This window comes from Pseudomonas mercuritolerans (assembly GCF_025706525.1).
GTDB lineage: Bacteria > Pseudomonadota > Gammaproteobacteria > Pseudomonadales > Pseudomonadaceae > Aquipseudomonas > Aquipseudomonas mercuritolerans.
In genome coordinates this window covers 123,607-145,537 of the sequence record NZ_JAMSHA010000008.1, presented here as the reverse complement: position 1 = coordinate 145,537, position 21,931 = coordinate 123,607, and the positions used below count along the sequence as shown (strand labels likewise).

The window sequence follows — 21,931 nt, the reverse complement described above, 5'->3', positions numbered from 1 at the left end:
GATCGCAGCCTCCGGCAGCTCCTACCGACATCGTAAAATTCAAGAGGAAAATCCGCCATGCAAGACTGGCAACGTTCGGTGATCTATCAGATCTACCCGAAGAGCTTTCACAGCCATGCGGGCAACGCCACTGGCGATCTGCTCGGCATCGTCGCCAAGCTCGATTACCTGCAATGGCTGGGGGTCGATTACCTGTGGGTCACGCCATTTCTGCGCTCGCCGCAGCGCGATAACGGCTACGACATCAGCGACTACTACGCGGTCGATCCTAGCTACGGCAGCATGGCCGACTGTGAGCTGCTGATTGCCGAAGCGGGCAAACGCGGGATCAAGTTGATGCTCGACATCGTGGTCAACCACACCTCGATCGAGCACGTCTGGTTCCAGCAGGCGCGCAGCAGCCTCGACAATCCTTACCGCGACTTCTATATCTGGCGCGACCAGCCGAACAACTGGGAATCCAAATTCGGCGGTTCCGCCTGGGAGTACGAAGCGCAGACCGGCCAGTATTACCTGCACCTGTTCGACCACACCCAGGCCGACCTCAATTGGGACAACCCCACAGTCCGCGACGAAGTGTTCAAGATGATGCGTTTCTGGCGCGACAAGGGTGTGGGTGGCTTTCGTCTGGACGTGATCAACCTGATCTCGAAACCGGCGGATTTCCCCGAGGACGACAGCGATGGTCGGCGCTTCTACACCGATGGGCCTAACGTGCATGCGTACTTGCAGGAGATGCACCGTGAAGTCTTCGAAGGGCATGAGCTGATCAACGTCGGCGAGATGTCCTCGACCCGCCTCGAACACTGCATCCGCTACTCCAATCCGCAGTCGAAAGAATTGTCGATGACCTTCAACTTTCATCACTTGAAGGTCGATTACCCGAACCTGCAGAAGTGGGTCCGCGCCGATTTCGACTTCCTCCAGCTCAAGCAGATTCTCTCCGACTGGCAGACCGGCATGCAGGCGGGCGGCGGCTGGAATGCGCTGTTCTGGTGTAACCACGATCAGCCTCGCGTGGTCTCGCGGTTCGGCAATGACGGCGAATACCGCGAGCTGTCGGCGAAGATGCTCGGCACCGCGTTGCATTTTCTACAGGGCACGCCCTTCGTTTATCAGGGCGAAGAATTGGGAATGACCAATCCGGGGTTCGAGAGCATCGAGCAATACCGTGATGTCGAGACCCTGAATATCTTTCGCCTCAAGCGTGAAGCCGGGGCAAGCGACCTCGACAACATGGCGGCGATCATGCAGAAGTCCCGCGACAACGGGCGCACGCCGATGCACTGGCACGCCGGGCACAACGCCGGTTTCACTCGCGGCGAACCGTGGATCGGCGTGCCGGCCAATGCCGCGCAGATCAACGTCGCGCATCAGTTGCACGACCCGGAATCGGTGCTGCATCACTATCGGCGCCTGATCGCTTTGCGCCGCACTGAAGCGTTGATCTCCGATGGCATCTATCGCCAGTTGTTGCCGGAGCATCCACAGGTCTGGGCGTACCTGCGCGAGGGGACGGGAGAACGCTTGTTAGTGGTGAACAACTTCTATGGCACTGCCTGTGAGGTCGAGCTACCGGCGCTGATCGACGAAGCCCAGGAGCAGCGCTTGTTGATCAGCAACTACCCGGACTGTCCGCAACGCACGCGGTTACTGCAGTTGCGACCTTACGAATCCTTCGTGCTGCACCTGACCGACCCCTGATTTTTAACTGAATAACAACCTTTGAAAAAACACGCAGAACGCTGCGCGGGGGATTTGTGCGCGCTGAATTCCTGCAACCACACAATAAAAACAACGGGTGGCATATATGAGAGCAACCATAAATTACAGTCTGGCAGTCGCGGGGATTTGTCTGGCAATGCCCACGTCATCACATGCGCTGGAGTTCGGCGGCTATCTGCGCAGCGGTGTCGGTACATCGGTCAATAGCAGCAGCCAGTCGTGTTTCCAGTTGCCCGGCGCGCAGACCAAATATCGCCTCGGTAACGAGTGCGAGCAGTACGGTGAGCTCGAGCTGCGCCAGGATCTGTACACCCTCGACGACGGCTCGGTGCTGAGCGTCGACGGCATGGCCTCGCTGTATAACCGCTACGACCGCAGCCTGACGTTCAAGGAAGACAACGGCTCGATTCGTTTGCCGCAGGCGTATGCGCAATGGTCGGCGATGCCCGCGCTCAACGGCGGTTCGCTGTGGGCAGGGCGGCGCTACTACAAACGTAACGACATCCATATTTCCGATTTCTATTACTGGAACCAGAGCGCCACCGGGGCAGGCATTGAAGATGTGTTGCTCGGTGGCTTGAAATACAGCTACGCGTTTTCGCGCAAGGACAACCTTTACCAAAAGGATTACATCAACCGCTATGACTTCAATGTCGGCGGTTTCAACAGTAACCCGGGCGGTGAACTGGAGTTCGGCCTGAGCTACATCGACAAGCCCGACAGCCGCGATGCTCACCGTGGCTGGGCGATCACCACCCAGCACGTGCAGCAGGACTTTTTCGGTGGCAAGAACAAACTGGCGCTGCAATACGGCGAAGGGCCGGGCACCGGATTGGGCTATACCGGTAACGTCAGGCTTGATGACCGCAACAAGAGCTATCGCATCGTCGAGTTTTTCGACTGGCAACTGACGCCACGTTTTGGCGGACAATTGCAGGCGGTGTATCAGAAGGATATTCGTCAGGGCGGCGCCGGCCAGAACTGGCTGTCACTCGGCGTGCGCCCGGCCTATGCGCTGAGCGAGCAGTTCAAACTGGTGACCGAACTGGGGCACGATCAGGTCGAGGCGGCGGACGGCACGCGCAAGCTGAGCAAGTTCACCTTCGCGCCGACCTGGTCACCCAAAGGCCCGGAATTCTGGGCGCGGCCCGAGGTGCGTCTGTATTACACCTATGCCAGCTGGAACCAGGCAGCCAAGCGTGCCGCCAACCTGTTGGCCAAAGGCTCGGCACTCTCCGACACGGGCACCTTCGGCAACGCGCGGCACGGCGCCAATGTCGGCTTGCAGGTTGAATACTGGTGGAAATAAGCAAAGCGGCTGCGACCGCTCATTCAATCAATACAAGCTCAGGTGATGTCATGGCCACACCCCAACAATTGCAGCTGCTGGCTCCTTTATCCGGCGTGCTGATGGCGCTGGACCAGGTGCCCGACCCGGTGTTTGCCGGGCGGATCATCGGCGACGGTTTGTGCATCGACCCGACTTCGTCAACGCTCTGCGCACCGTTGGCCGGTGTGGTCAGCGATGTGCAGGCCAGCGGGCACGCGCTCACCATCACCAGTGACGCGGGTGTGCAGGTGTTGATGCATATCGGCCTGGACACGGTGAATCTCGCCGGCAAAGGTTTCACCCGTCGCGTTGAAGCGGGGCAGCGGGTCGAAGCGGGGCAGGCGCTGATCGACTTCGATGCTGACTACATTGCCCTGCACGCGCGCAGTTTGTTGACCTTGATGCTGGTGGTCAGCGGCGAGCCGTTCGATTCGCTCGTTGGCTCAACCGGGTTGGTCGAGGTGGGCCAGCCAGTGCTGGACGTCGTGGTCGGCGCAGCCGCCAGCGAAAACACAGCGCCGGTGCCGGGCGATGCGGTGTTCTCGCAGCCGATCAACTTGCCCAATCCCAACGGTCTGCACGCTCGGCCGGCGGCAGTATTTGCCCAAGCGGCCAAAGCATTTTCAGCGGCCATCCATCTGCACAAGCTGCAAGCGCAAGCCAACGGCAAATCATTGGTGGCAATCATGGCTTTGCAAACGGCCCATGGCGACAGTGTGCAGGTCAGCGCCGAAGGTGAAGATGCCGTAGCCGCCGTCGAAGCGCTGGGCCGATTGCTGAGCGAAGGCTGCGGCGAAGCGGTGACAGCGCCCGCACCGGTCGAAGCCGATGCGGCAGAAATGCCGAACATCCTGCGCGGTGTCTGCGCCTCGCCCGGTTCGGCGTTGGGCCAAGTCATGCAGATCGTCGAAGCGTCGCTTCTGGTCAACGAGTTCGGCGCCGAGCCGCCAAATGAACTGGAGGCGTTGAGCCAGGCCCTGATCGAAGCCGACATGGCCCTGCAACATCTGCGCGACACCGCCAGCGGCCTAGCGCAGGCGGAGATCTTCAAGGCGCATCAGGAGCTGCTGGCCGACCCGAGCCTGCTGGATCAGGCCCATGCCTTGATCGATGAAGGCAAAAGCGCAGCGTTTGCCTGGAAAACCAGCACCGATGCAACGGCGGCGATGTTTCGCTCGCTGGGCAATGCCTTGTTGGCTGAGCGCGCGGCGGATCTGGATGATGTCGGCCAGCGCGTGCTGAAGCTGATCCTCGGTGTTCACGAGCAGACGCTGGAGTTGCCGGACGACACCATTCTGATCGCCGATCAGTTGACCCCTTCACAGACTGCCGGGCTCGACACGCGCAAGGTGCTCGGGTTTGCCACCGTTGGCGGGGGCGCCACCAGCCATGTCGCGATCCTCGCGCGAGCCTGCGGTTTGCCGGCGATCTGCGGTATGCCATTGCAAATGCTCGGGCTCGGCAACGGCACGCGGGTGCTGCTCGATGCCGACAAAGGCGAATTGCAGTTGCACCCGGACGCCGAGTCCATCGATCAATTGCGCACGCGACATGAGCGCCAGCGCCAGCGTCATCAGCAGGAACTGGCCCAGGCCAGCGAAGCGGCTTGTACCCGTGACGGTCAGCACATCGAAGTCACCGCCAACGTTGCCTCGCAGGGCGAAACCGCCCAAGCCATGGAACTGGGCGCGAGTGGCGTTGGACTGCTGCGTTCGGAGTTTCTCTATCTGGATCGGCAGCAAGCGCCGAGCCACGATGAACAAGTGGCCACCTACAGCGCCATCGCCCGCACCATCGGGCCGGCCCACAATCTGGTGGTGCGCACCCTCGATGTCGGTGGCGACAAACCGCTGGCATATGTGCCGATGGACAGCGAAACCAATCCTTTCCTCGGCCTGCGCGGCATTCGTCTGTGCCTTGAGCGACCGCAACTGTTGCGTGAGCAATTTCGCGCCGTGCTGGCCTGCTCGGAGCTGACGCGTCTGCACATCATGTTGCCGATGGTCAGCAATCTTGCCGAGCTGCGTTCGGCCAGGCACATCCTCGAGCAGGAGGCGCGGGTGCTGGGACTGATGCACTTGCCGAAACTGGGGATCATGATCGAAGTGCCTGCCGCTGCGCTGATGGCCGATGTGCTGGCGCCGCACGTGGATTTCTTTTCCATCGGCACCAACGATCTCACCCAATACACCCTGGCCATGGATCGCGATCATCCGCGCCTGGCCAGCCAGGCGGACAGTTTTCACCCTGCGGTGCTGCGCCTGATCGCGATGACGGTGAAGGCTGCGCATGCCCACGGCAAATGGGTCGGCGTCTGCGGCGCCATGGCGTCTGAACGTCTCGCCGTACCGTTGCTGCTGGGGCTGGGGGTGGATGAATTGTCGGTGAGCGTGCCGTTGATTCCGGCGATCAAGTCGGCCGTGCGCGAGGTGAATCTGGCCGACTGTCGCATCATCGCCGAACAGGTCTCGAACCTGGAAAGCGCTGGCGATGTGCGCGAAGCCTTGCAGCGCTTTCATGAGGCCAACATCGCTGCCTCGCCGATTATGGAGAATTGAACATGTTCGACAAATTGCAGCAGGCATTCTGGAAAGCACTGACGCCGGATCTGGTGCCGGAAGAGGTGAAAGCTGCCGCCGATTCGGTTGCCGGCCTGAGCGCCGAGATCGTGGCGGCGCTGGGCGGTGTGGATAACCTCAAGTCGCAGCAACCGCTGGCGCTGACCCGGGTGCGCGTGGCGCTGCATGACGAGGCCCGTGTCGACCGTCAGGCCCTGAGTGTGGCCGGTGTGGCGGGCGTTATGCCGCTTGAAGGTGGCGTGCTGCACCTGATTACCGGGCTGCGCGCATAAGGGCCGACAAGACGTGCGGCCGCAGGTCGCCCTTACTGTTTCTCAACTGCGGGTGTATCGTATTCGCCTTTTTGCGGATCCCTCGGGGTCTGTCGCTGATACGTGAGGTAGTTGAGTTCATGTCCTTTACCCGTCGCCAAATCCTCGGTGGCCTGGCCGGTCTTGTTGTCGTTGGCGTGGGCGCGGGAGGCGCGTCGCGTTACTGGCTGGGCAAGATGGCCGACGCCGAGGCCGGCCACGACTATGAACTGATCGCCGCGCCGCTCGATGTGGAGCTGGTGCCGGGGCACAAGACCGAGGCCTGGGCATTCGGCCCGTCGGCGCCGGGCACCGAGTTGCGTGTACGCCAGGGTGAATGGCTGCGGGTGCGTTTCATCAATCACCTGCCGGTGGCGACCACCATCCACTGGCACGGCATCCGCCTGCCGCTGGAAATGGACGGCGTGCCTTATGTGTCGCAACTGCCGGTATTGCCGGGCGAATATTTCGACTATAAATTCCGCGTGCCGGACGCTGGCAGCTACTGGTATCACCCGCATGTCAGCAGCAGCGAGGAACTGGGGCGCGGGCTGGTCGGGCCGCTGATCATCGAAGAACGCGAGCCGACCGGGTTCAAGTACGAGAAAACCCTGAGCCTGAAGAACTGGCACATCGACGAGCAAGGCCAGTTCGTCGAGTTCAGCATCCCCCGCGAAGCGGCCCGTGGCGGTACCGCCGGGCGGCTGTCGACGATCAATGGTGTACCGTTGCCGGTGATTGATCTGCCGGCCGGGCAGATCACCCGGGTGCGTTTGCTCAACCTCGACAACACCCTGACCTATCGCATCAATATTCCTGGGGTCGAAGCGAAGATCTACGCGCTGGATGGCAACCCTGTCGAGCCACGACCATTGGGCAAGGAATACTGGCTCGGCCCTGGCATGCGCATTTGCCTGGCGATCAAGGCCCCGGCGGCGGGTGAAGAGTTGTCGCTGCGTAACGGCCCGGTGCGTCTGGGCACGCTGCGTTCAGTCGCCAATACCGACGCGCCGACGGACTGGCCGAAAGCCCTGCCGCCCAACCCGGTGGCCGAGCCGGATCTGGCCAATGCGGAGAAACTCAACTTCAATTTCGAATGGGTCGGCTCGGTCTCGGTGAACACCGAAAACGGCAAACCGCCGAGCCTGTGGCAGATCAACGGCAAGGCTTGGGACATCACCGACAAGACCTGTGCTGACCGGCCGATTGCCAGCCTGAAACTGGGCCAGAGCTATATTTTCGAATTGAAGAACATGACCCAGTACCAGCACCCGATCCACCTGCACGGCATGAGCTTCAAGGTGATCGCGTCGAACCGGCACAAAGTCGTGCCGTATTTCACCGACACCTATCTGTTGGGCAAGAACGAGCGTGCGCAAGTGGCGCTGGTGGCGGATAACCCAGGGGTGTGGATGTTCCACTGCCATGTCATCGACCACATGGAAACCGGCTTGATGGCCGCGATCGAGGTGAAGTGATGCGCCAGATCCGCCCGGCGGCGATCATCGACCGCAGCCGCGACCGCGACTTCATGCGCGAAGCCCTGACCCTCGCCGCACAGGGCGCCGCCCTCGGTGAGGTGCCGGTGGGCGCAGTGCTGGTGCAGGATGGCGTGGTCATCGGTCGCGGCTTCAATTGCCCGATCAGCACCAGCGACCCGAGTGCCCACGCCGAAATGGTCGCGATCCGCGCCGCCGCGCAGGCAGTGGATAACTATCGCCTGCCGGGCAGCACGCTGTATGTGACGCTGGAACCGTGCAGCATGTGCGCCGGGCTGATCGTGCATTCGCGGGTGGCGCGGGTGGTGTATGGCGCGCTGGAACCGAAAGCCGGGATTGTGCAGAGTCAGGGGCAGTTTTTCAGCCAGGGCTTTTTGAATCACCGGGTGTTGTATGAGGGCGGGGTGCTGGCTGAGGAATGTGGCGCGGTGCTGACCGAGTTTTTCCGCGCCAGACGCACCAAAAGCCCCTCACCCTAACCCTCTCCCAGAGGGAGAGGGGACCGACCGAGTTGGATGGACCAAATCCGCCGACCTGAAATACCGAGTCGGATGCAAGTTTGGAAAGCTCAACAATCAGCTCCCTCTCCCTGGGGAGAGGGCTGGGGTGAGGGGTAGGCCCACCGCGGTCATGGGAAAATACGCTTACTTCCTGGCGACGATAACCGCCCGCATCGGCGCCGGCAGCCCTTCAATGGTTTTGCTGTGATCCTCCGGATCAAGAAAATCACTCAGCGACTGATACTTCATCCACTCAGTCCCGCGCTGTTCCTCCACTGTCGTGGTGCTGACATCCACGCAGCGAATATCGCTGAACCCGGCCCGACGCAGCCACAATTCCAGCGCCGGCACCGACGGCAAAAACCACACGTTGCGCATCTGCGCGTAGCGATCTTCCGGCACCAGCACCTGGTGCTTGTCGCCTTCGACCACCAGGGTTTCCAGCACCAGTTCCCCACCCTTGACCAGGCAATCCTTCAGAGCCAGCAAATGCTCGATCGGCGAGCGGCGGTGGTAGAACACGCCCATGGAAAACACCGTGTCGAAGCCTTCCAGATTCGGCGGCAGGTCTTCGAACGGGAATGGCAGGTGCCAGGCATTCGGCTCGGACAAGTAACGCTGCACCGCCTGGAACTGGCAGAAGAACAGCCAGTTCGGGTCGACCCCGATCACGCTGTCGGCACCGGCGCCGAGCATGCGCCACATGTAGTAGCCATTGCCGCAGCCGACATCGAGGATGCGTTTGCCCTTCAGGTCGAGGTGCGGGGAGACCCGCGACCACTTCCAGTCCGAACGCCATTCGGTGTCGACATGCACACCGAACAGATCGAACGGCCCTTTGCGCCACGGCGACAGGCCCATCAGTGCGGTGCGCATCTGCGCGCGCGTGTCGTCGTCGCAGTCGGTGTCGAGTTTCAGGCCGTTGAGCAGGTCGACTTCGCTTGGCTGGATCTTCGGCAAGGCGTCCAGCGCACTTTGCCAGCGTTCCAGATCGCCGTGGCCTTTGTCCATTTTCTTGTCGATTTGCGCTTGCAGGGTGTTGGCCCATTCGGCCAGCGGAGTACCGGCCAGACGGCGGGCGAGGGGGGACAGATCAATCATGGCAAGGCAATCAACGAGGCAAAGTTAAGACACTGGAACCACGGCACGACTTTCGAGAACCCGGCGGCCAGCAGGCGTTCGCGGTGTTCTTCGAGGCTGTCGGGTTTCATGACGTTTTCGATGGCGCTGCGCTTCTGGGCGATTTCCAGTTCGCTGTAGCCGTTGGCGCGTTTGAACGCTACGTGCAGGTCGGTGAGCAGCGCGTGCTCTTCGGCATCGTTGAAGCGCAGCTTTTCCGAGAGAATCAGCGCGCCGCCGGGCAACAACGATTGGCGAATCCGCGAGAGCAACGCGGTGCGCTGGTCCGGGGCGATGAATTGCAGGGTGAAGTTCAGCGCGACTACGGAGGCGGGCTCAAATTGCAGCGCGAGGATATCGCCCTCAATTACCTCCACCGGCAGCAGTTCCTGAAACATCGAATCCTGACCGTTGAGGTATTCGCGACAGCGCTCGACCATCGCCGCCGAGTTATCCACCGCGATGACCCGGCAACCGTCGGTGCGCACATGACGGCGCAGGGCTTGAGTGACTGCGCCGAGCGACGAACCGAGGTCGTAGAGCACGCTGTTGGGCTGGGCGAATTGCGCGGCGAGCACGCCGAGGTTTTCGACGATGGTCGGGTAACCCGGCACCGAGCGCTTGATCATGTCCGGGAACACCCGCACCACGTCTTCATTGAAGGCGAAGTCAGGCACCTGGGCCAAGGGCTGGGCGAATAGGCGATCGGGTTCTTTGCTCACGGCGGTGTCCGGCGGTGTCGGTGGAAAAGGCCGGCATTTTAGCCAAAGTGGGACGCGGATGCTTGGGTTGTCTGATAAAGCGCGGGGATATTGCTCTGCCAGGCAGCGCGTGCAGCGGATGGCGGGAAGGAGCAATGAATGACCAAGTCGAGGAGCGAGACTTGGTCATTCATCATCAGGGTGAATTACCGACTACGCATAAATACATTGAATTTTGCTTCACCAACGACTCGCAGAGTTTCGGTCCTATCGTCCTTGCCTTTAAAGTCAAAGTTCAAAATGTAGCTCAACTGTTCAGAGCTGTTTGCCACGACCTCAACGGAAACACTCCCGCTTTCAGGTTTGTAAGTGTAGAAAGTCAAGAAATCGTCATTGGCGCCAGACTCGAAATAATAGAGTTCTTGAAACGGGAACGCTGCGCCAGGGGTATAAGTGTCTGATTGAATATTGCGGGAAAAAACGAAGCTCATCCCTTTTTTTGAACTGCCAAAGCCGTTTTCATAGGCACGCCCAAGCAGTGCAATCGAATCGCTGTTGCTGTCCTGAGCGAATTCAAAGTTTTGAGTATAAAGCTCTACTCGGTTGGAAATTTTGGCCTTGAGATCGCAGTTGACGGAGATAAAAGGATCCAGCTGATGTGCAGAAGTTTTCTTCTTGAAAAAGCTCATGGTGTTCTTCCTTGTTTAGATTGGTGATGAGTTAACCCAAGGAATACTAAGCAGGCAGGAATATACCGGCTACTGTCAGAACTGACAGGTTTTTATAACGTTTCGAGATACGTTGAGCAGTTTATGGTTATGAACTTTGGTTAAGTTTTTCATCGTTATTAAACGCCGAAGCGGCGATGCCCTACTGGTCCAGCCGGTAGCTGGACCAGGCTGATCCAGCGCCGATAGTCGCTGGGCGGCGCATCGTGCAGCCAGCCGAGCAGCGCCAGCAACGGCAATGGTATGACCAACAGGCACAGCAACGCCGCATGGGTGCTGACACCGTAGAGAAACGTCACCGCGCCCATCAGCGCCAGAATCAGCCAGCACACGATCAATTTACCGAAATGGCGCAGTCAAAGGTTTCCACTGGCAGCACTTCCGGTGCCCACGGTTGTTGCGAAGTCAGGCGCAAACGCCCGGTGCCGGCCGCGAAGGCCTGGAAGCGCCAGGTCGAAACCCCCGCTGCGCCCACCACGCCGGCATCTTCCGGATTGCTGTAAACCTCCGGGCTGAGCGCGCGCAACACGCCGCCAGCCGAATCCTGAATTGCCCAGCGGTAGCCGGTGGTCGGGTTGCTTGGCAGGCTGATGATCAGGTTTTGCCCGACGTTGAGCCGCACGGGGCATTCGCGTTGTTTTTCCACAGTCACGTTGTGTTTCGGTTGCGTGGCGCAGGCGGCCAGCAAGGAAAGGGCGAGGGGGAGAAACAGGCGAGTGGGGGACATGGGGTCAGCAGCTCCGGCGGTTACGACGAACGGCGAGCATAACTGAAGATGAGACAAAGTGTGACAGCCGGGTGCCGCGTTTACTGGACTAACGCCAAGCCCTCACCCTAGCCCTCTCCCAGAGGAAGAGGGGACTGACCGCGGGATATTGGCGAGGTATGCCGACCTGAGCGCGCGTCAGCGCATCCATAATCGCCTCGGTATTTCAGGTCGATGAATAGCGCAAGCCAACTCGGTCGGCTCCCTCTCCCTGGGGAGAGGGCTGGGGTGAGGGGCTACGGGCTACCGGTCAAAACAACACCTTCGCCACATCCGCAAACCGCTTGGCAAAGTGCACAGTAATCCCTTCCTTCAGATAATCCGGCAGTTCTTCAAAATTACCCCGGTTCGGCTCCGGCAGAATCAGCTCGAAAATCTTCTGCCGGCGCGCCGCGATCACTTTCTCGCGTACGCCGCCGATCGGCAATACGTGCCCGGTCAGGGTCAATTCGCCGGTCATGGCCACGCCTTTTTTCGGTGGCTGATTGCGTGCGAGGGAGAGCAGGGCGCTGGCCATGGTCACGCCGGCGCTCGGGCCGTCCTTTGGCGTCGCGCCTTCGGGTACGTGCAGGTGGACGAAGGCTTCGTCGAAGAACTTCGCGTCACCACCAAACTGCTTGAGGTGCGAGCTGACGTAGCTGTAGGCAATCTCCGCCGATTCCTTCATCACATCGCCGAGTTGCCCGGTGAGCTTGAAGCCACGATTCAAGGTATGAATCCGCGTGGCTTCGATCGGCAGGGTGGCGCCGCCCATGCTGGTCCAGGCCAGGCCGGTAATTACGCCGGTGCCGGACAGCACTTGTTCGTTACGGAACACCGGATGGCCGAGCGAGGCTTCAAGGTCTTTCGGCCCGAGTTTGATTACCGCTTTCGGATCGTCGATCAGCTTCATCACCGCTTTGCGCACCAGTTTGCCCATTTGCTTTTCCAGCTGCCGCACGCCGGCTTCACGGGCATAACCGTCGATCAGGGCTTTGAGCGCGGTGTCGCTGATGCTCAGGCTGCCTTTTGATACGCCAGCCTTTTCCAGCAGTTTCGGCCACAGGTGGCGCTTGGCGATGGCGACCTTTTCTTCGGTGATGTAGCCGGACAGGCGAATCACTTCCATCCGGTCCAGCAACGGGCCGGGGATTGAGTCGAGGGTGTTGGCGGTGCAGACGAACAGCACCTTCGACAGATCCATGCGCAGGTCGAGGTAGTGGTCGAGGAATTCGACGTTCTGTTCCGGGTCGAGGGTTTCCAGCAGTGCCGAGGCCGGGTCACCCTGATAGCTCTGGCCCATCTTGTCGATCTCGTCGAGCATGATCACCGGGTTCATCACTTCGACGTCTTTCAACGCCTGCACCAGTTTGCCCGGCTGCGCGCCAATGTAGGTGCGGCGGTGGCCCTTGATTTCGGCTTCGTCGCGCATGCCGCCGACGCTGAAGCGGTAGAACGGCCGGCCGAGGGATTCGGCGATGGATTTGCCAACGCTGGTTTTACCCACACCCGGCGGGCCGACCAGCAGCACGATCGAGCCGCTGATCTCGCCTTTGTACGCACCGACGGCGAGGAATTCGAGAATGCGATCCTTGATGTCGTCGAGGCCCGCATGGTGTTTGTCGAGAATTTTGCGCGCGTGCTTGAGGTCGAGTTTGTCCTCGCCGTACACGCCCCACGGTACCGATGTTGCCCAGTCCAGATAATTGCGCGTGACCGCGTATTCCGGCGAGCCGGTTTCGAGGATCGACAGTTTGTGAGTTTCTTCTTCGAGGCGTTTTTGCACCTGCGCCGGCAGGGTTTTGCCTTCGAGGCGCTGTTGGAACTGTTCGAGGTCGGCGCTGCGGTCGTCCTTGGTCAGGCCAAGTTCCTGCTGGATGACCTTGAGTTGCTCCTTGAGAAAGAATTCGCGCTGATGCTCGCCGATCTTGCGGTTAACTTCTGCCGAAATCTCCTTTTGCAGGCGCGCGACTTCGACTTCCTTGCGCAACATCGGCAGGACTTTCTCCATGCGCTTGAGCATCGGCACGCAGTCGAGCACTTCTTGCAGCTCGGGGCCGGTGGCGGAGGTCAGGGCGGCGGCGAAGTCGGTCAGCGGCGATGGGTCGTTGGGGCTGAAACGGTTGAGGTAGTTCTTCAGCTCTTCGCTGTACAGCGGGTTGAGCGGCAGCAGCTCCTTGATCGCATTGATCAGCGCCATGCCGTAGGCCTTGACCTCGTCGGTCGGCTCGGTCGGCTGATGCGGGTATTCGACTTCGACCAGATACGGCGGGCGGTGGTGCTTGAGCCAGGTCTTGATGCGCACGCGGCTCAGGCCCTGGGCGACGAATTGCAGTTTGCCGTTCTCGCGGCTGGCGTGGTGGACCTTGACCAGCGTGCCGTATTCGGGAAGGGCGCCAGTGTCGAAGTGGCGAGGGTCTTCCTGGGGCGTGTCCATGAAGAACAGGGCCAGGGAGTGGTGTTCGGATTTGCTGACCAGTTCGAGGGTTTCAGCCCACGGTTCTTCGTTGACGATGACCGGCAGGACCTGGGCCGGAAAGAACGGACGGTTGTGGATCGGGATGATGTAGACCTTGTCCGGCAGGTTTTGCCCGGGCAGCGCCAGGCCGGTGCCGGAGGAGGTGTGTTCGATGTGGTCGGTTTCGTAGTCGTCGTGGTTGTCCGGGCGATCTTGCTGGTCGGTCATGGGGCACCTGCGCAATGGGGTATGGGTCTTAGATGGGGCAGGGTTTGGGTGGTTTCAATGGGGGGCGGTGTTTCTACTTGTGTGTTCAGGGTTTTGACAGGGTTCACGCTTTTGACTTGGCGGCCTTTGGGCCGACCAGGTTCTTGGGGTTTAGGGGTATATCCTTGCTTCGGGTGCTGCGCCTACGGTTTGCTTCGCTGCACCTCCTCTCTGTGTTTGGCTGCGCCAAACGGTCGCTGCGCTCCCACGCCCGGATCAATCCCACCACTCAGCCTTCCGACGTCGCCCGTGGATCAAGATCAAGAGCCGGCGAGCTGACACTCGGCCTATCGAGTGGTGAGGAGCACAGCGTAGTCGGCTTTGGTTTTGTGGTGGATTTGCCCCTCACCCCAGCCCTCTCCCGAGGGAGAGGGGGCCGGTTTATGTGTTTTTCAAAGTCTGAGTTCAGCGTGGTATCGCACGTCGGCGTACCTCTTCCAAACACCTCGGTCAGTCCCCTCTCCCTCTGGGAGAGGGTTAGGGTGAGGGGCTTTTGATTTTTTTACATTCTGCATTTGGGTACGGGTTTACCTGACCAAGCTCATTACAAAGGCCACGTCAGTTCCTGAAGCAGAAAGAACCCGTTACAGGTGATTTCACGCGTGTCATCCGTGTGTCGTGCCTTGCCGGAAAGTTTGAAATCGTTGAAGGCATATCGGTATAGGTTGGGGTTGGGTTGAGTGACCGCGATAGTTGAAGAGGACTTCATGTCATATTCATAGACGAAGATGCCCCGTTCCGTAACGACACTTTCAGAGTAGTCGGGTGGGGAGGGAATCAGCAGGTTGCGAAGCGAGATGGACAGGGTTCGTTTGCTCGACAAGCCATCGTTTTCCCGAAAGGAAAAGTCGTAACCCCCTAACGGATTGAAAGATACCGATGAGGCGGTCGCCGTATAACTGGTCAGGTCTAAATATGTACCGCCAATGGTGCCTTTCACATCTACGGTGAGTGAACCGACTGCGAAGACCGCTGGAGACGCTTTTGGAGTTATCACGTGTGCTTCCTTGACTGACTTGGGTGGGAGAAGAAAGTCTGGAAGAAACGGCATAAAAGGTTAACTGTCACCTCTGACAGGTTTTTATGCCTATTCGCGATCTTATGCTACCAAGGCCAGTTATATAGGGGGGGCACAACTTATCTTTGGTGATTCTGAAAAGAGTAAATACAGAAAAGGCGATGTCTATCGGGAGGTCATCTCGATCTGGCGAATCACCCATAGATCAAATTCATTGCGGTCCATCTCGAACCTGTCTTGAGTCGCTGTAATTTCTGACAGTAGACAGAGTTATACAATTCAAAATATGAGGCATTTTCGGGTGATCTATGGTGCGACAGAATAGAGCTTGATGATTGAGACCAGCAAACAGGCCGAGAAATTTGCTGAATTTGCAGCGCCCCCCAGAGCCTATCCAGCCGATTTCCGAGGCACAACCGACGCGACTGTCGGAAAACTCCGCGCCACTTTCAACATCTGTAGGACAAGCACCTTTCCCAAAGACAAACACTTTTCAACCTGTGGGAGCTAGCCTGCTTGAAATGGGGCACTTTCAGTAAACCCAGATGTTGGATGTCAGGCCGCAATCGCTAGCAGGCTAGCGCCCACAGGAGACTCGCCATCTTAAGCACATTGTTTAGCACTAACCCGCCGGCATCATCAGCTATGGGATCGCTTGTCCAAATATGTCGTAGTGCAGTTATTTGCTAAAGCCCGCTGGAGAGTAGTAGTTACACGCAACGACTTCTGATAATTCATAGGGAACTGATGTGACTGGTCCATTTGCTTCGCAAATATCAAGAATTTTTCTAAATAACTCCCCTGGTGCATAGGCTCGCCAGTACATTTCCTTCTTCGTATTTGCTTCGCAACTGTATTCGCCAGGCGTCACTCCGATAGTCTTCAGCTCACTCAGCGCCTTATTGCAATTGTTTGCCTTGTCTGTAAGTGCGTCGGCTTTGACAAACGTTGAAGCAGTCAGCGCCATGATGGTTATCAAGAGCGCAGCGCCCCTGTTTCTCGTATTGTTCATGGTTGATCTCCTTGAATATTCAATGCAGCTTCCGGAACCACGGCTCAGGAGGTGCGCAGTTACTTTCCTGGCAAGAAGTGCTATTAATGCGACTGCATCCTCATCTTTTTTGATATAGATGGCTACTGTCATAGATGACAGTTTTTTAGTCCGTTTTTGCTGGGTTTCGATCGAGCTTATGCTCTTTGGGTTTTAATGCGGAAGGCGCACTCTTTCCCAGAGTTGTTCATATTCCGCTTCGGATTGGTCCTTATCTCGAATGCGTATTGAATACCTATCAACTCTGACAGTTGACGGTTTTTATAATGTTGTACGACATTGGTAGGGCGATTTCACACTAGGGAAGTGCGCAAAATCAAGAAGATAAATTATCAGTTCCCCTATTACGACAACCTATCGAGGCTGGACCATTTTGGAACATGGTCCTGCCAACTCAGGCTACCGTTTCCAGATTCTCTACTCTGCCGGGAACCTTGGCGGTCTGTTTGCAACCTTGGCGGATGTACAACAGTCAATCGACGCTCAAATAGCCGCGAGCGAAATAGGATAGCCTTCATTGGTACATGCTCTGCCGTGGATGGAGCATTTTGAGCGCTCCTCTATGTAAAAAGGCGCCACCCTTCACAAGGTGGCGCCTTTGTTTTACCGCCGTTAAATCTTATTCCGGCAGTTTGTACGCAATGATGTAGTCACCCATCTTGGTGCCCAGCGAGCCGTGGCCACCAACAACGAGCAGCACGTATTGCTTGCCGTCCTTGCCGGTGTAGGTCATCGGGGTCGCTTGGCCGCCGGCTGGCAGACGCGATTTCCACAGCTCTTTACCGGTATTCACGTCATAGGCGCGCAGGTACTGGTCGAGGGTGCCGCTGAGGAAGCCGACGCCGCCGGCAGTCACGATCGAACCGCCCATGCTCGGTACGCCGAGGGTGAAGCCGATCGGGATTGGCGAGCTGTCGCGGCTGGTGCCGTTCTTGCGTTTCCACACGACTTTGCCGGTGGTCAGGTCGATACCGGCGACGTAGCCCCAGGCCGGGGCCTGGCACGGTACGCCGAGTGGCGACATGAACGGGTGCATGATCACCGCGTATGGCGCGCCGGTGTTTGGCTGCACGCCCGAAGTTTCGCTCTCGCGTTTGCTGCCGGCTTCGACTTGCTCGCGTGGGACCATTTTCGAGACGAAGGCCATGTAGTTCGGGCTGGTGAACAGCAGCTGGCGAACCGGATCGACCGAGACGCCGCCCCAGTTGAACACGCCGACGTTACCCGGATAGATCAGGCTGCCCTGTTCCGATGGCGGGGTGTACTGGCCCTCGTAACGCAGCTCCTTGAACTGGATGCGGCACAGCATCTGGTCGAACGGGCTGGCGCCCCACATGGCTTTTTCGGTCAGTTCCGGGGCCAGCAGGTTGAGGTCCGAACGGGCCTGGGTCGGTGCGGTGTGGTCGCCTTTGACAGCGCCTTGCGGTACCGGGATTTCCTTGATCGGAATGATCGGCGTGCCGTCACGCCGGTCGAGGACGTACAGGCTGCCCTGTTTGGTCGGGGCGATCAGCGCAGGTTTCACGCCGTCGGCGGTTTTCATGTCGAGCAGGGTTGGCTGGCTGCCCACGTCCATGTCCCACAGGTCATGGTGGGTGAACTGGTAGTTCCAGCGCACTTTACCGGTGGCCAGGTCCAGGGCGACGAGGCCGGCGCTGAATTTCTCTGCGCCTGGAGTGCGGTTGCCACCCCATTGGTCTGGAGTCTGGTTGCCCAGTGGCAGGTAAACCATGCCGAGTTTTTCATCGACGCTGGCCAGCGACCACATGTTCGCCGAGTTGCGGCTGTAGGTTTCGCCCGGGGCCAGAGGCTCGGTGGCGTCCGGCTTGTCGCTGTCCCAGTTCCACACCAGGTGACCGTCGCGCACGTCGAAGGCGCGGATCACGCCCGATGGCTCGTTGGTCGATTCGTTGTCGGTGACGTGACCGCCCATGATCACCAGATCACGGGTGATCGCCGCTGGCGAGGTGGAGTAGTAGCCACCAGCAGTGAACGGGCCGATGCCTTGGGTCAGGTCGACTACGCCCTTGTTACCAAAGCCTTCGCAGATCTTGCCGGTGTCGGCGTTCAACGCGATCAGGCGGGCATCAGCGGTTGGCAGGTACAGGCGACGCGGGCAGGCTTGAGCGACGGCCTGGCCGGCTTCGGAGATGACGGCCGAGCCAGCGTTTTCAGACTTGGCATAGGCGGCTTCGTCATAATACGACACGCCACGGCAGGTCATGTGGGCGAAGCCCTTGAAGCCGACCGGGCTCTTGATCTGTGGATCGAAGCGCCAGATTTCCTTGCCGGTGTCCGGGTCCAGTGCCAGCACTTTGCTGTGCGCGGTGCAGGCGTAGACCATACCGTTGGCTTTGAGCGGGGTGTTTTCGTTGGTCAGCTCGACCGGGTCATCCGCAGTTGGCAGGTCGCCGGTCTGGATGCGCCAGGCTTCCTGCAGCTTGCCGACGTTTTCCGGGGTGATCTGCTTGAGCGGCGAGTAACGGTCACCGAACTCGGTACGACCGTAGGCCTGCCAGTCGCCGTCCGGCATGGCCGGTGCGGTGCTGGTCATGTCTGCGGTGTCGCGGCCCAGTTCGCCGAAGGTTTCGCCCGGATGCGTGAACAGGCTGGCCAGAGCGGTTACGCCGGCCAGAATTACCGCGACGGTCAGACCGCCAGTGCCGATTTTCGCCGGGCCGTTGAGCAGCAGCGGACGACGGAACCACGGCAGCAGCATCACGAAGCCGAGGACAAACCACAGCGCCAGACGTGGCACCAGTTGCCACCAGTCCAGACCGACTTCCCACAATGCCCACACCGTGCTGGCAAACAGCACGATGGCGTACAGGCCCAGTGCCGCGCGGCGGCGCATCAGCAGCAGGATGCCGCTCAGGGCGATGCCGATACCGGCCAGCAGGTAGTACAGCGAGCCGCCAAGCGTGCTCAGCTTGATTCCCCCGGCCAGCATGGCCAGGCCCATCAGTAGAAGCAGGATGCCGAGCAGGGCGGGTAGTAGCCGACCCCGGCTCGAAGCACTTTCGGTGCTCATAGTGTGATTCTCCGTGACGTTTATGTAGTCCCGCGCTGTAGTCACTTTAGATGACGATTTGGCGCAGGCATGGTTCAGATAAAAACTTGTTCGGCTAACGAAATGCATTCCTGTGGGAGCGAGCCTGCTCGCGAAAGCGGTGTATCAGGCAACACTGCAGCGACTGACAGGCCGCCTTCGCGAGCAGGCTCGCTCCCACAGGGGCTAACTGTGATCTTTAGAACGACGACTGGATCTTGATCCCGCCGATCAGGGCGTCGTCGACGTCGTTCACGCCACCGGGGTGGCGGATGTATTGCAGGTTCGGGCGCACGGTCAGCCAGTTGGTCACGTGCACGCCGTAATACAGCTCGGCGCTGTATTCGGTGTCCTGTGGTGGCAGGAACGCCGGATTGTCGTAGTCGTAGTCGTAGACGGCGTTGGCGCGGTTAGTCATTTCGGCGTTCTTGCGATAGGCCGGGTTGACGTGCACACGAGCGAGGGCGAAACCGATGTCATCCTTGGCGCGGGCATCGAACGGACCTTTGTAGGTCAGGCCGGCCTGCACGTAGTTGTCGATGGAATTGGTTTTCTTGTCATGCATCGTCGCGTTGGCGAACAGGCTCAAGCCGCGCGAGTGGTCGCTGGCGATACTGGTCACCTGCTGCTGCACGCCCAGCCACACGCCGTGCTTGCTCGACGCGCTGCGGTAGGCTTCGCCGCTCAGCGCTGCCGGTTGGCCATTGCGGTCTTTATAGACGTCGGAGGCCTTGGCATTGCTGTAGTAGTAACCGGCGCGGTATTCGCCCGGCAGGCCGTTGAGCTTCGGCGTCCACACCAGTTCGACCGGCAGGATCGCACCTTGCGTGCCGCTGCCGCTGAGTTTGAAACCGTTGCCGCGATCGAGGTTCGACGGGTTCTGCTCATAGGCGCCGACCTGCGCATACAGCTCCGGCGTCAGGTGATATTTGACCCGCAGCGCCCACTGGCTGACCGGCCAGTTGTACCAGATGCCGCCGACCCAGTTGCCGACCTGCGAGCCGCAGAAGGCCAGGTTCTGGAAGTCGCAAGGGAAGCTGTTGAAATCCTCGCCTTCGCCGAACCGACCGACCTTGAAGTCGAGCTTCTGATCGAAGAATTTCTGCTGATACCACATCTGCGTCAGGCGCGTGGTCTGGCCACGGCCCCAGACTTCCTGGGCGGAAGTGAAGCCGCCAACGCGCGGATCGTTGATGCGGTCGTTGCTGATGTTGTTGCCGCTGCGCTTGGTGATGGTCAGCTGAAACTCGGCGTCGTTCCAACCGAGGATCTTTTGCAGATCCAAGTGGGTGCCAAGGCCGAACTGGTCGCTGTAGCGGGCGGTGCGGTCGTGATCGTAACCGCCGTGCAGATTGCTGCCCATTTCGCCGGTGTAATCGAGTTTGAAGTCGTAGCCTTTTTCCGCAAGTTCCGTGCGCGTGCCGTTCCAGTCACCGAGCATGTACGGTGATTCACTGTCGAACGCGGGAGCTGCGTGGACGCAGGTGGCAAGGCCGAGGGCAGTGCAGCCGCCAAGAGTACGCAGGGCAGAGATAGCGCTGTCCCGGGAGAAGGAAAAGTCAGGCATGTAGAAGTCTTTTTTTGATGTTTTTCAAGTGCTGGCTGAGCGCTTCAGATTGTCGCAGGCAGTGAAGCGTTTCAGCGAAAGGGCGGCAGGATAATGATCTGTAACAAAAAGACAAAGGCCTTTTATGAACATGCATCCTTTCGGATTTGGTAACAGTACGAAAAGGGTCGCAGCCTTCGGCAGCTCTCGTGTTGAAATGCGTACCTGTAGGAGCTGCGGAACGCTGCGATCTTTTGACCTTGACCTACATTTGAAAGGAAGGCCTTCCACCCGCCCGGCCCCTCGGCTAAGGTGCGCGGCTTCTGCACATCACTTCGCCCAAAGGCCCGGCATGAACGAACAATCCCCCGATCCGCTGCACGGCGTGACCCTCGAACAGATCCTCAATGCACTGGTTGCTCACTACGAGTGGTCGGGGCTGGCCGAGCGTATCGACATCCGTTGCTTCAAGAGCGATCCGAGCATCAAGTCGAGCCTGACCTTCCTGCGTAAAACCCCATGGGCGCGGGAGAAGGTCGAACGCCTGTACGTGAAGCTGATGCGCACCAAGCGACCGCTCTGAGATGGACAGCGCGAGGCGCCGACGCCTGATCACCGGCCTGGCCGTGTTGGGCTGGGCGGGGCTGGCAATTCAGCTGTACCTGATTCTCTTCGCACGATTGAGCATCGGCGCCAGCCTGCTGGGCGGGCTGGTGAGTTTCTTCAGCTACTTCACCATATTGACCAACACCCTGGTGGCGACGGTATTGACCTGCGCTGCCACCGAGCGCGCATCCGCAGCGCGGCGCTGGTTTCTGCAACCGTGGGTCAGCAGCGGGATCGCTGTGAGCATCGCCGTCGTCGCTCTGGCCTACAGCATCCTGCTGCGGCACTTGTGGCATCCCGAAGGCTGGCAGTTTGTTGCCGATGAATTGCTCCACGACGTCATGCCATTGCTGTTTCTCGGCTATTGGTGGCGCTGCGTCCCCAAAGGCACGTTGCGCCTGTGGCACCTGCCGCTGTGGCTGATCTACCCCTTGGTGTATTTCATCTACGCCTTGCTGCGCGGACATCTGCTCGGCGCCTATGCGTATCCGTTCATTGATGTGGCGGTGCTGGGTTATCCACAGGTGCTGGCGAATGCCGGCGGGATCTTGGTGGGGTTTGTGCTGGTGGGGTTGCTGATTATCGGTCTCGACCGCAGATTGTCCGCACGAAGTTGAGATCCAGTGTGGGAGCGAGCTTGCTCGCGAATGCGGTGTATCAGTTTGCATGGATGTTGACTGACACACCGCTTTCGCGAGCAAGCTCGCTCCCACAGGGGAA

Annotated in this window: 17 protein-coding genes and 2 pseudogenes; 8 read left to right on the top strand and 11 right to left on the bottom strand. The window is 59.4% G+C overall.

What is annotated here, in order from left to right; genetic code table 11:
- Positions 1-57 precede the first annotated feature (57 nt).
- The 6 genes from treC (at position 58) to tadA (ending at position 7,902) form a co-directional block, all read left to right on the top strand.
- Entirely contained in the window at positions 58-1,704 is a 1,647-nt protein-coding gene (treC, locus tag ND528_RS21895) for an alpha,alpha-phosphotrehalase (protein WP_263471233.1), read from the top strand.
- A gap of 106 nt (positions 1,705-1,810) precedes the next feature.
- On the top strand, positions 1,811-3,034 hold the full coding sequence (locus tag ND528_RS21890; RefSeq protein WP_263471232.1) for a maltoporin: 1,224 nt from the start codon (positions 1,811-1,813) through the stop codon (positions 3,032-3,034).
- Between the two features lie 50 nt (positions 3,035-3,084).
- Entirely contained in the window at positions 3,085-5,613 is a 2,529-nt protein-coding gene (gene ptsP / locus ND528_RS21885) for a phosphoenolpyruvate--protein phosphotransferase (protein WP_263471231.1), read from the top strand.
- Between the two features lie 2 nt (positions 5,614-5,615).
- A complete protein-coding gene (locus ND528_RS21880; protein WP_263471230.1) occupies positions 5,616-5,906 on the top strand; it encodes a PTS transporter subunit EIIB in 291 nt (96 codons plus the stop codon).
- A 119-nt stretch (positions 5,907-6,025) separates the two neighbouring features.
- Complete coding sequence (locus ND528_RS21875; RefSeq protein ID WP_263471229.1) at positions 6,026-7,402, top strand: multicopper oxidase family protein; 1,377 nt, start codon at positions 6,026-6,028, stop codon at positions 7,400-7,402.
- On the top strand, positions 7,402-7,902 hold the full coding sequence (tadA, locus tag ND528_RS21870) for a tRNA adenosine(34) deaminase TadA (protein ID WP_263471228.1): 501 nt from the start codon (positions 7,402-7,404) through the stop codon (positions 7,900-7,902). The genes ND528_RS21875 and tadA overlap by 1 nt, the downstream gene beginning before the upstream one ends.
- A gap of 165 nt (positions 7,903-8,067) precedes the next feature.
- Here tadA and cmoB read toward each other — a convergent pair whose 3' ends face one another.
- The 10 genes and pseudogenes from cmoB to ND528_RS21820 all read right to left on the bottom strand — a co-directional run bounded on the left by cmoB (position 8,068) and on the right by ND528_RS21820 (position 20,626).
- Positions 8,068-9,024 (bottom strand): tRNA 5-methoxyuridine(34)/uridine 5-oxyacetic acid(34) synthase CmoB, encoded by a 957-nt coding sequence (cmoB, locus tag ND528_RS21865; protein ID WP_263471227.1) that lies wholly within the window; start codon positions 9,022-9,024, stop codon positions 8,068-8,070.
- Positions 9,021-9,764 carry a carboxy-S-adenosyl-L-methionine synthase CmoA gene (gene cmoA / locus ND528_RS21860; RefSeq protein WP_041479911.1) on the bottom strand — a complete coding sequence of 248 codons (744 nt, stop codon included), beginning with the start codon at positions 9,762-9,764 and terminating at the stop codon, positions 9,021-9,023. The genes cmoB and cmoA overlap by 4 nt, the downstream gene beginning before the upstream one ends.
- Positions 9,765-9,949: 185 nt before the next feature.
- Positions 9,950-10,432 (bottom strand): hypothetical protein, encoded by a 483-nt coding sequence (locus tag ND528_RS21855; protein ID WP_130910397.1) that lies wholly within the window; start codon positions 10,430-10,432, stop codon positions 9,950-9,952.
- A gap of 206 nt (positions 10,433-10,638) precedes the next feature.
- Positions 10,639-10,803, bottom strand: a pseudogene (locus ND528_RS21850) (lysoplasmalogenase); the annotation flags it as partial.
- A gap of 2 nt (positions 10,804-10,805) precedes the next feature.
- Positions 10,806-11,198, bottom strand: a complete 393-nt coding sequence (locus tag ND528_RS21845) for a protease inhibitor I42 family protein (protein ID WP_263471226.1) — start codon at positions 11,196-11,198, stop codon at positions 10,806-10,808.
- A 289-nt stretch (positions 11,199-11,487) separates the two neighbouring features.
- Entirely contained in the window at positions 11,488-13,902 is a 2,415-nt protein-coding gene (gene lon / locus ND528_RS21840; RefSeq protein WP_024014191.1) for an endopeptidase La, read from the bottom strand.
- A 583-nt stretch (positions 13,903-14,485) separates the two neighbouring features.
- On the bottom strand, positions 14,486-14,938 hold the full coding sequence (locus ND528_RS21835; protein ID WP_130910396.1) for a hypothetical protein: 453 nt from the start codon (positions 14,936-14,938) through the stop codon (positions 14,486-14,488).
- Positions 14,939-15,638: 700 nt separating this feature from the next.
- Complete coding sequence (locus ND528_RS21830; protein ID WP_263471225.1) at positions 15,639-15,971, bottom strand: hypothetical protein; 333 nt, start codon at positions 15,969-15,971, stop codon at positions 15,639-15,641.
- A 658-nt stretch (positions 15,972-16,629) separates the two neighbouring features.
- Positions 16,630-19,041: a glucose/quinate/shikimate family membrane-bound PQQ-dependent dehydrogenase gene (locus tag ND528_RS21825; protein ID WP_263471224.1), complete on the bottom strand. Its 2,412-nt coding sequence runs from the start codon at positions 19,039-19,041 to the stop codon at positions 16,630-16,632.
- A gap of 217 nt (positions 19,042-19,258) precedes the next feature.
- Complete coding sequence (locus ND528_RS21820; protein ID WP_263471223.1) at positions 19,259-20,626, bottom strand: carbohydrate porin; 1,368 nt, start codon at positions 20,624-20,626, stop codon at positions 19,259-19,261.
- Between the two features lie 331 nt (positions 20,627-20,957).
- Here ND528_RS21820 and ND528_RS21815 point away from each other — a divergent pair, with 331 nt between their 5' ends.
- Both ND528_RS21815 and ND528_RS21810 read left to right on the top strand, forming a co-directional pair.
- Positions 20,958-21,188, top strand: coding sequence for a VF530 family protein (locus ND528_RS21815; protein WP_073473244.1), 231 nt, complete (start codon positions 20,958-20,960; stop codon positions 21,186-21,188).
- A 1-nt stretch (position 21,189) separates the two neighbouring features.
- Positions 21,190-21,828, top strand: a complete 639-nt coding sequence (locus ND528_RS21810) for a Pr6Pr family membrane protein (RefSeq protein ID WP_263471222.1) — start codon at positions 21,190-21,192, stop codon at positions 21,826-21,828.
- 9 nt (positions 21,829-21,837) lie between these two features.
- Here ND528_RS21810 and ND528_RS28300 read toward each other — a convergent pair.
- Positions 21,838-21,924, bottom strand: a pseudogene (locus ND528_RS28300) (metal ABC transporter ATP-binding protein); the annotation flags it as partial.
- Between the last annotated feature and the right edge of the window lie 7 nt (positions 21,925-21,931).

Excerpts from the sequence above, each read along its gene's own strand:
- treC (WP_263471233.1), top strand. The coding sequence starts at position 58 with ATGCAAGACTGGCAACGTTCGGTGATCTATCAGATCTACCCGAAGAGC.
- ND528_RS21890 (WP_263471232.1), top strand. The coding sequence starts at position 1,811 with ATGAGAGCAACCATAAATTACAGTCTGGCAGTCGCGGGGATTTGTCTG.
- ptsP (WP_263471231.1), top strand. The coding sequence starts at position 3,085 with ATGGCCACACCCCAACAATTGCAGCTGCTGGCTCCTTTATCCGGCGTG.
- ND528_RS21880 (WP_263471230.1), top strand. The coding sequence starts at position 5,616 with ATGTTCGACAAATTGCAGCAGGCATTCTGGAAAGCACTGACGCCGGAT.
- ND528_RS21875 (WP_263471229.1), top strand. The coding sequence starts at position 6,026 with ATGTCCTTTACCCGTCGCCAAATCCTCGGTGGCCTGGCCGGTCTTGTT.
- tadA (WP_263471228.1), top strand. The coding sequence starts at position 7,402 with ATGCGCCAGATCCGCCCGGCGGCGATCATCGACCGCAGCCGCGACCGC.
- cmoB (WP_263471227.1), bottom strand. The coding sequence starts at position 9,024 with ATGATTGATCTGTCCCCCCTCGCCCGCCGTCTGGCCGGTACTCCGCTG.
- ND528_RS21855 (WP_130910397.1), bottom strand. The coding sequence starts at position 10,432 with ATGAGCTTTTTCAAGAAGAAAACTTCTGCACATCAGCTGGATCCTTTT.
- ND528_RS21845 (WP_263471226.1), bottom strand. The coding sequence starts at position 11,198 with ATGTCCCCCACTCGCCTGTTTCTCCCCCTCGCCCTTTCCTTGCTGGCC.
- lon (WP_024014191.1), bottom strand. The coding sequence starts at position 13,902 with ATGACCGACCAGCAAGATCGCCCGGACAACCACGACGACTACGAAACC.
- ND528_RS21830 (WP_263471225.1), bottom strand. The coding sequence starts at position 15,971 with ATGAACAATACGAGAAACAGGGGCGCTGCGCTCTTGATAACCATCATG.
- ND528_RS21825 (WP_263471224.1), bottom strand. The coding sequence starts at position 19,041 with ATGAGCACCGAAAGTGCTTCGAGCCGGGGTCGGCTACTACCCGCCCTG.
- ND528_RS21820 (WP_263471223.1), bottom strand. The coding sequence starts at position 20,626 with ATGCCTGACTTTTCCTTCTCCCGGGACAGCGCTATCTCTGCCCTGCGT.
- ND528_RS21815 (WP_073473244.1), top strand. The coding sequence starts at position 20,958 with ATGAACGAACAATCCCCCGATCCGCTGCACGGCGTGACCCTCGAACAG.
- ND528_RS21810 (WP_263471222.1), top strand. The coding sequence starts at position 21,190 with ATGGACAGCGCGAGGCGCCGACGCCTGATCACCGGCCTGGCCGTGTTG.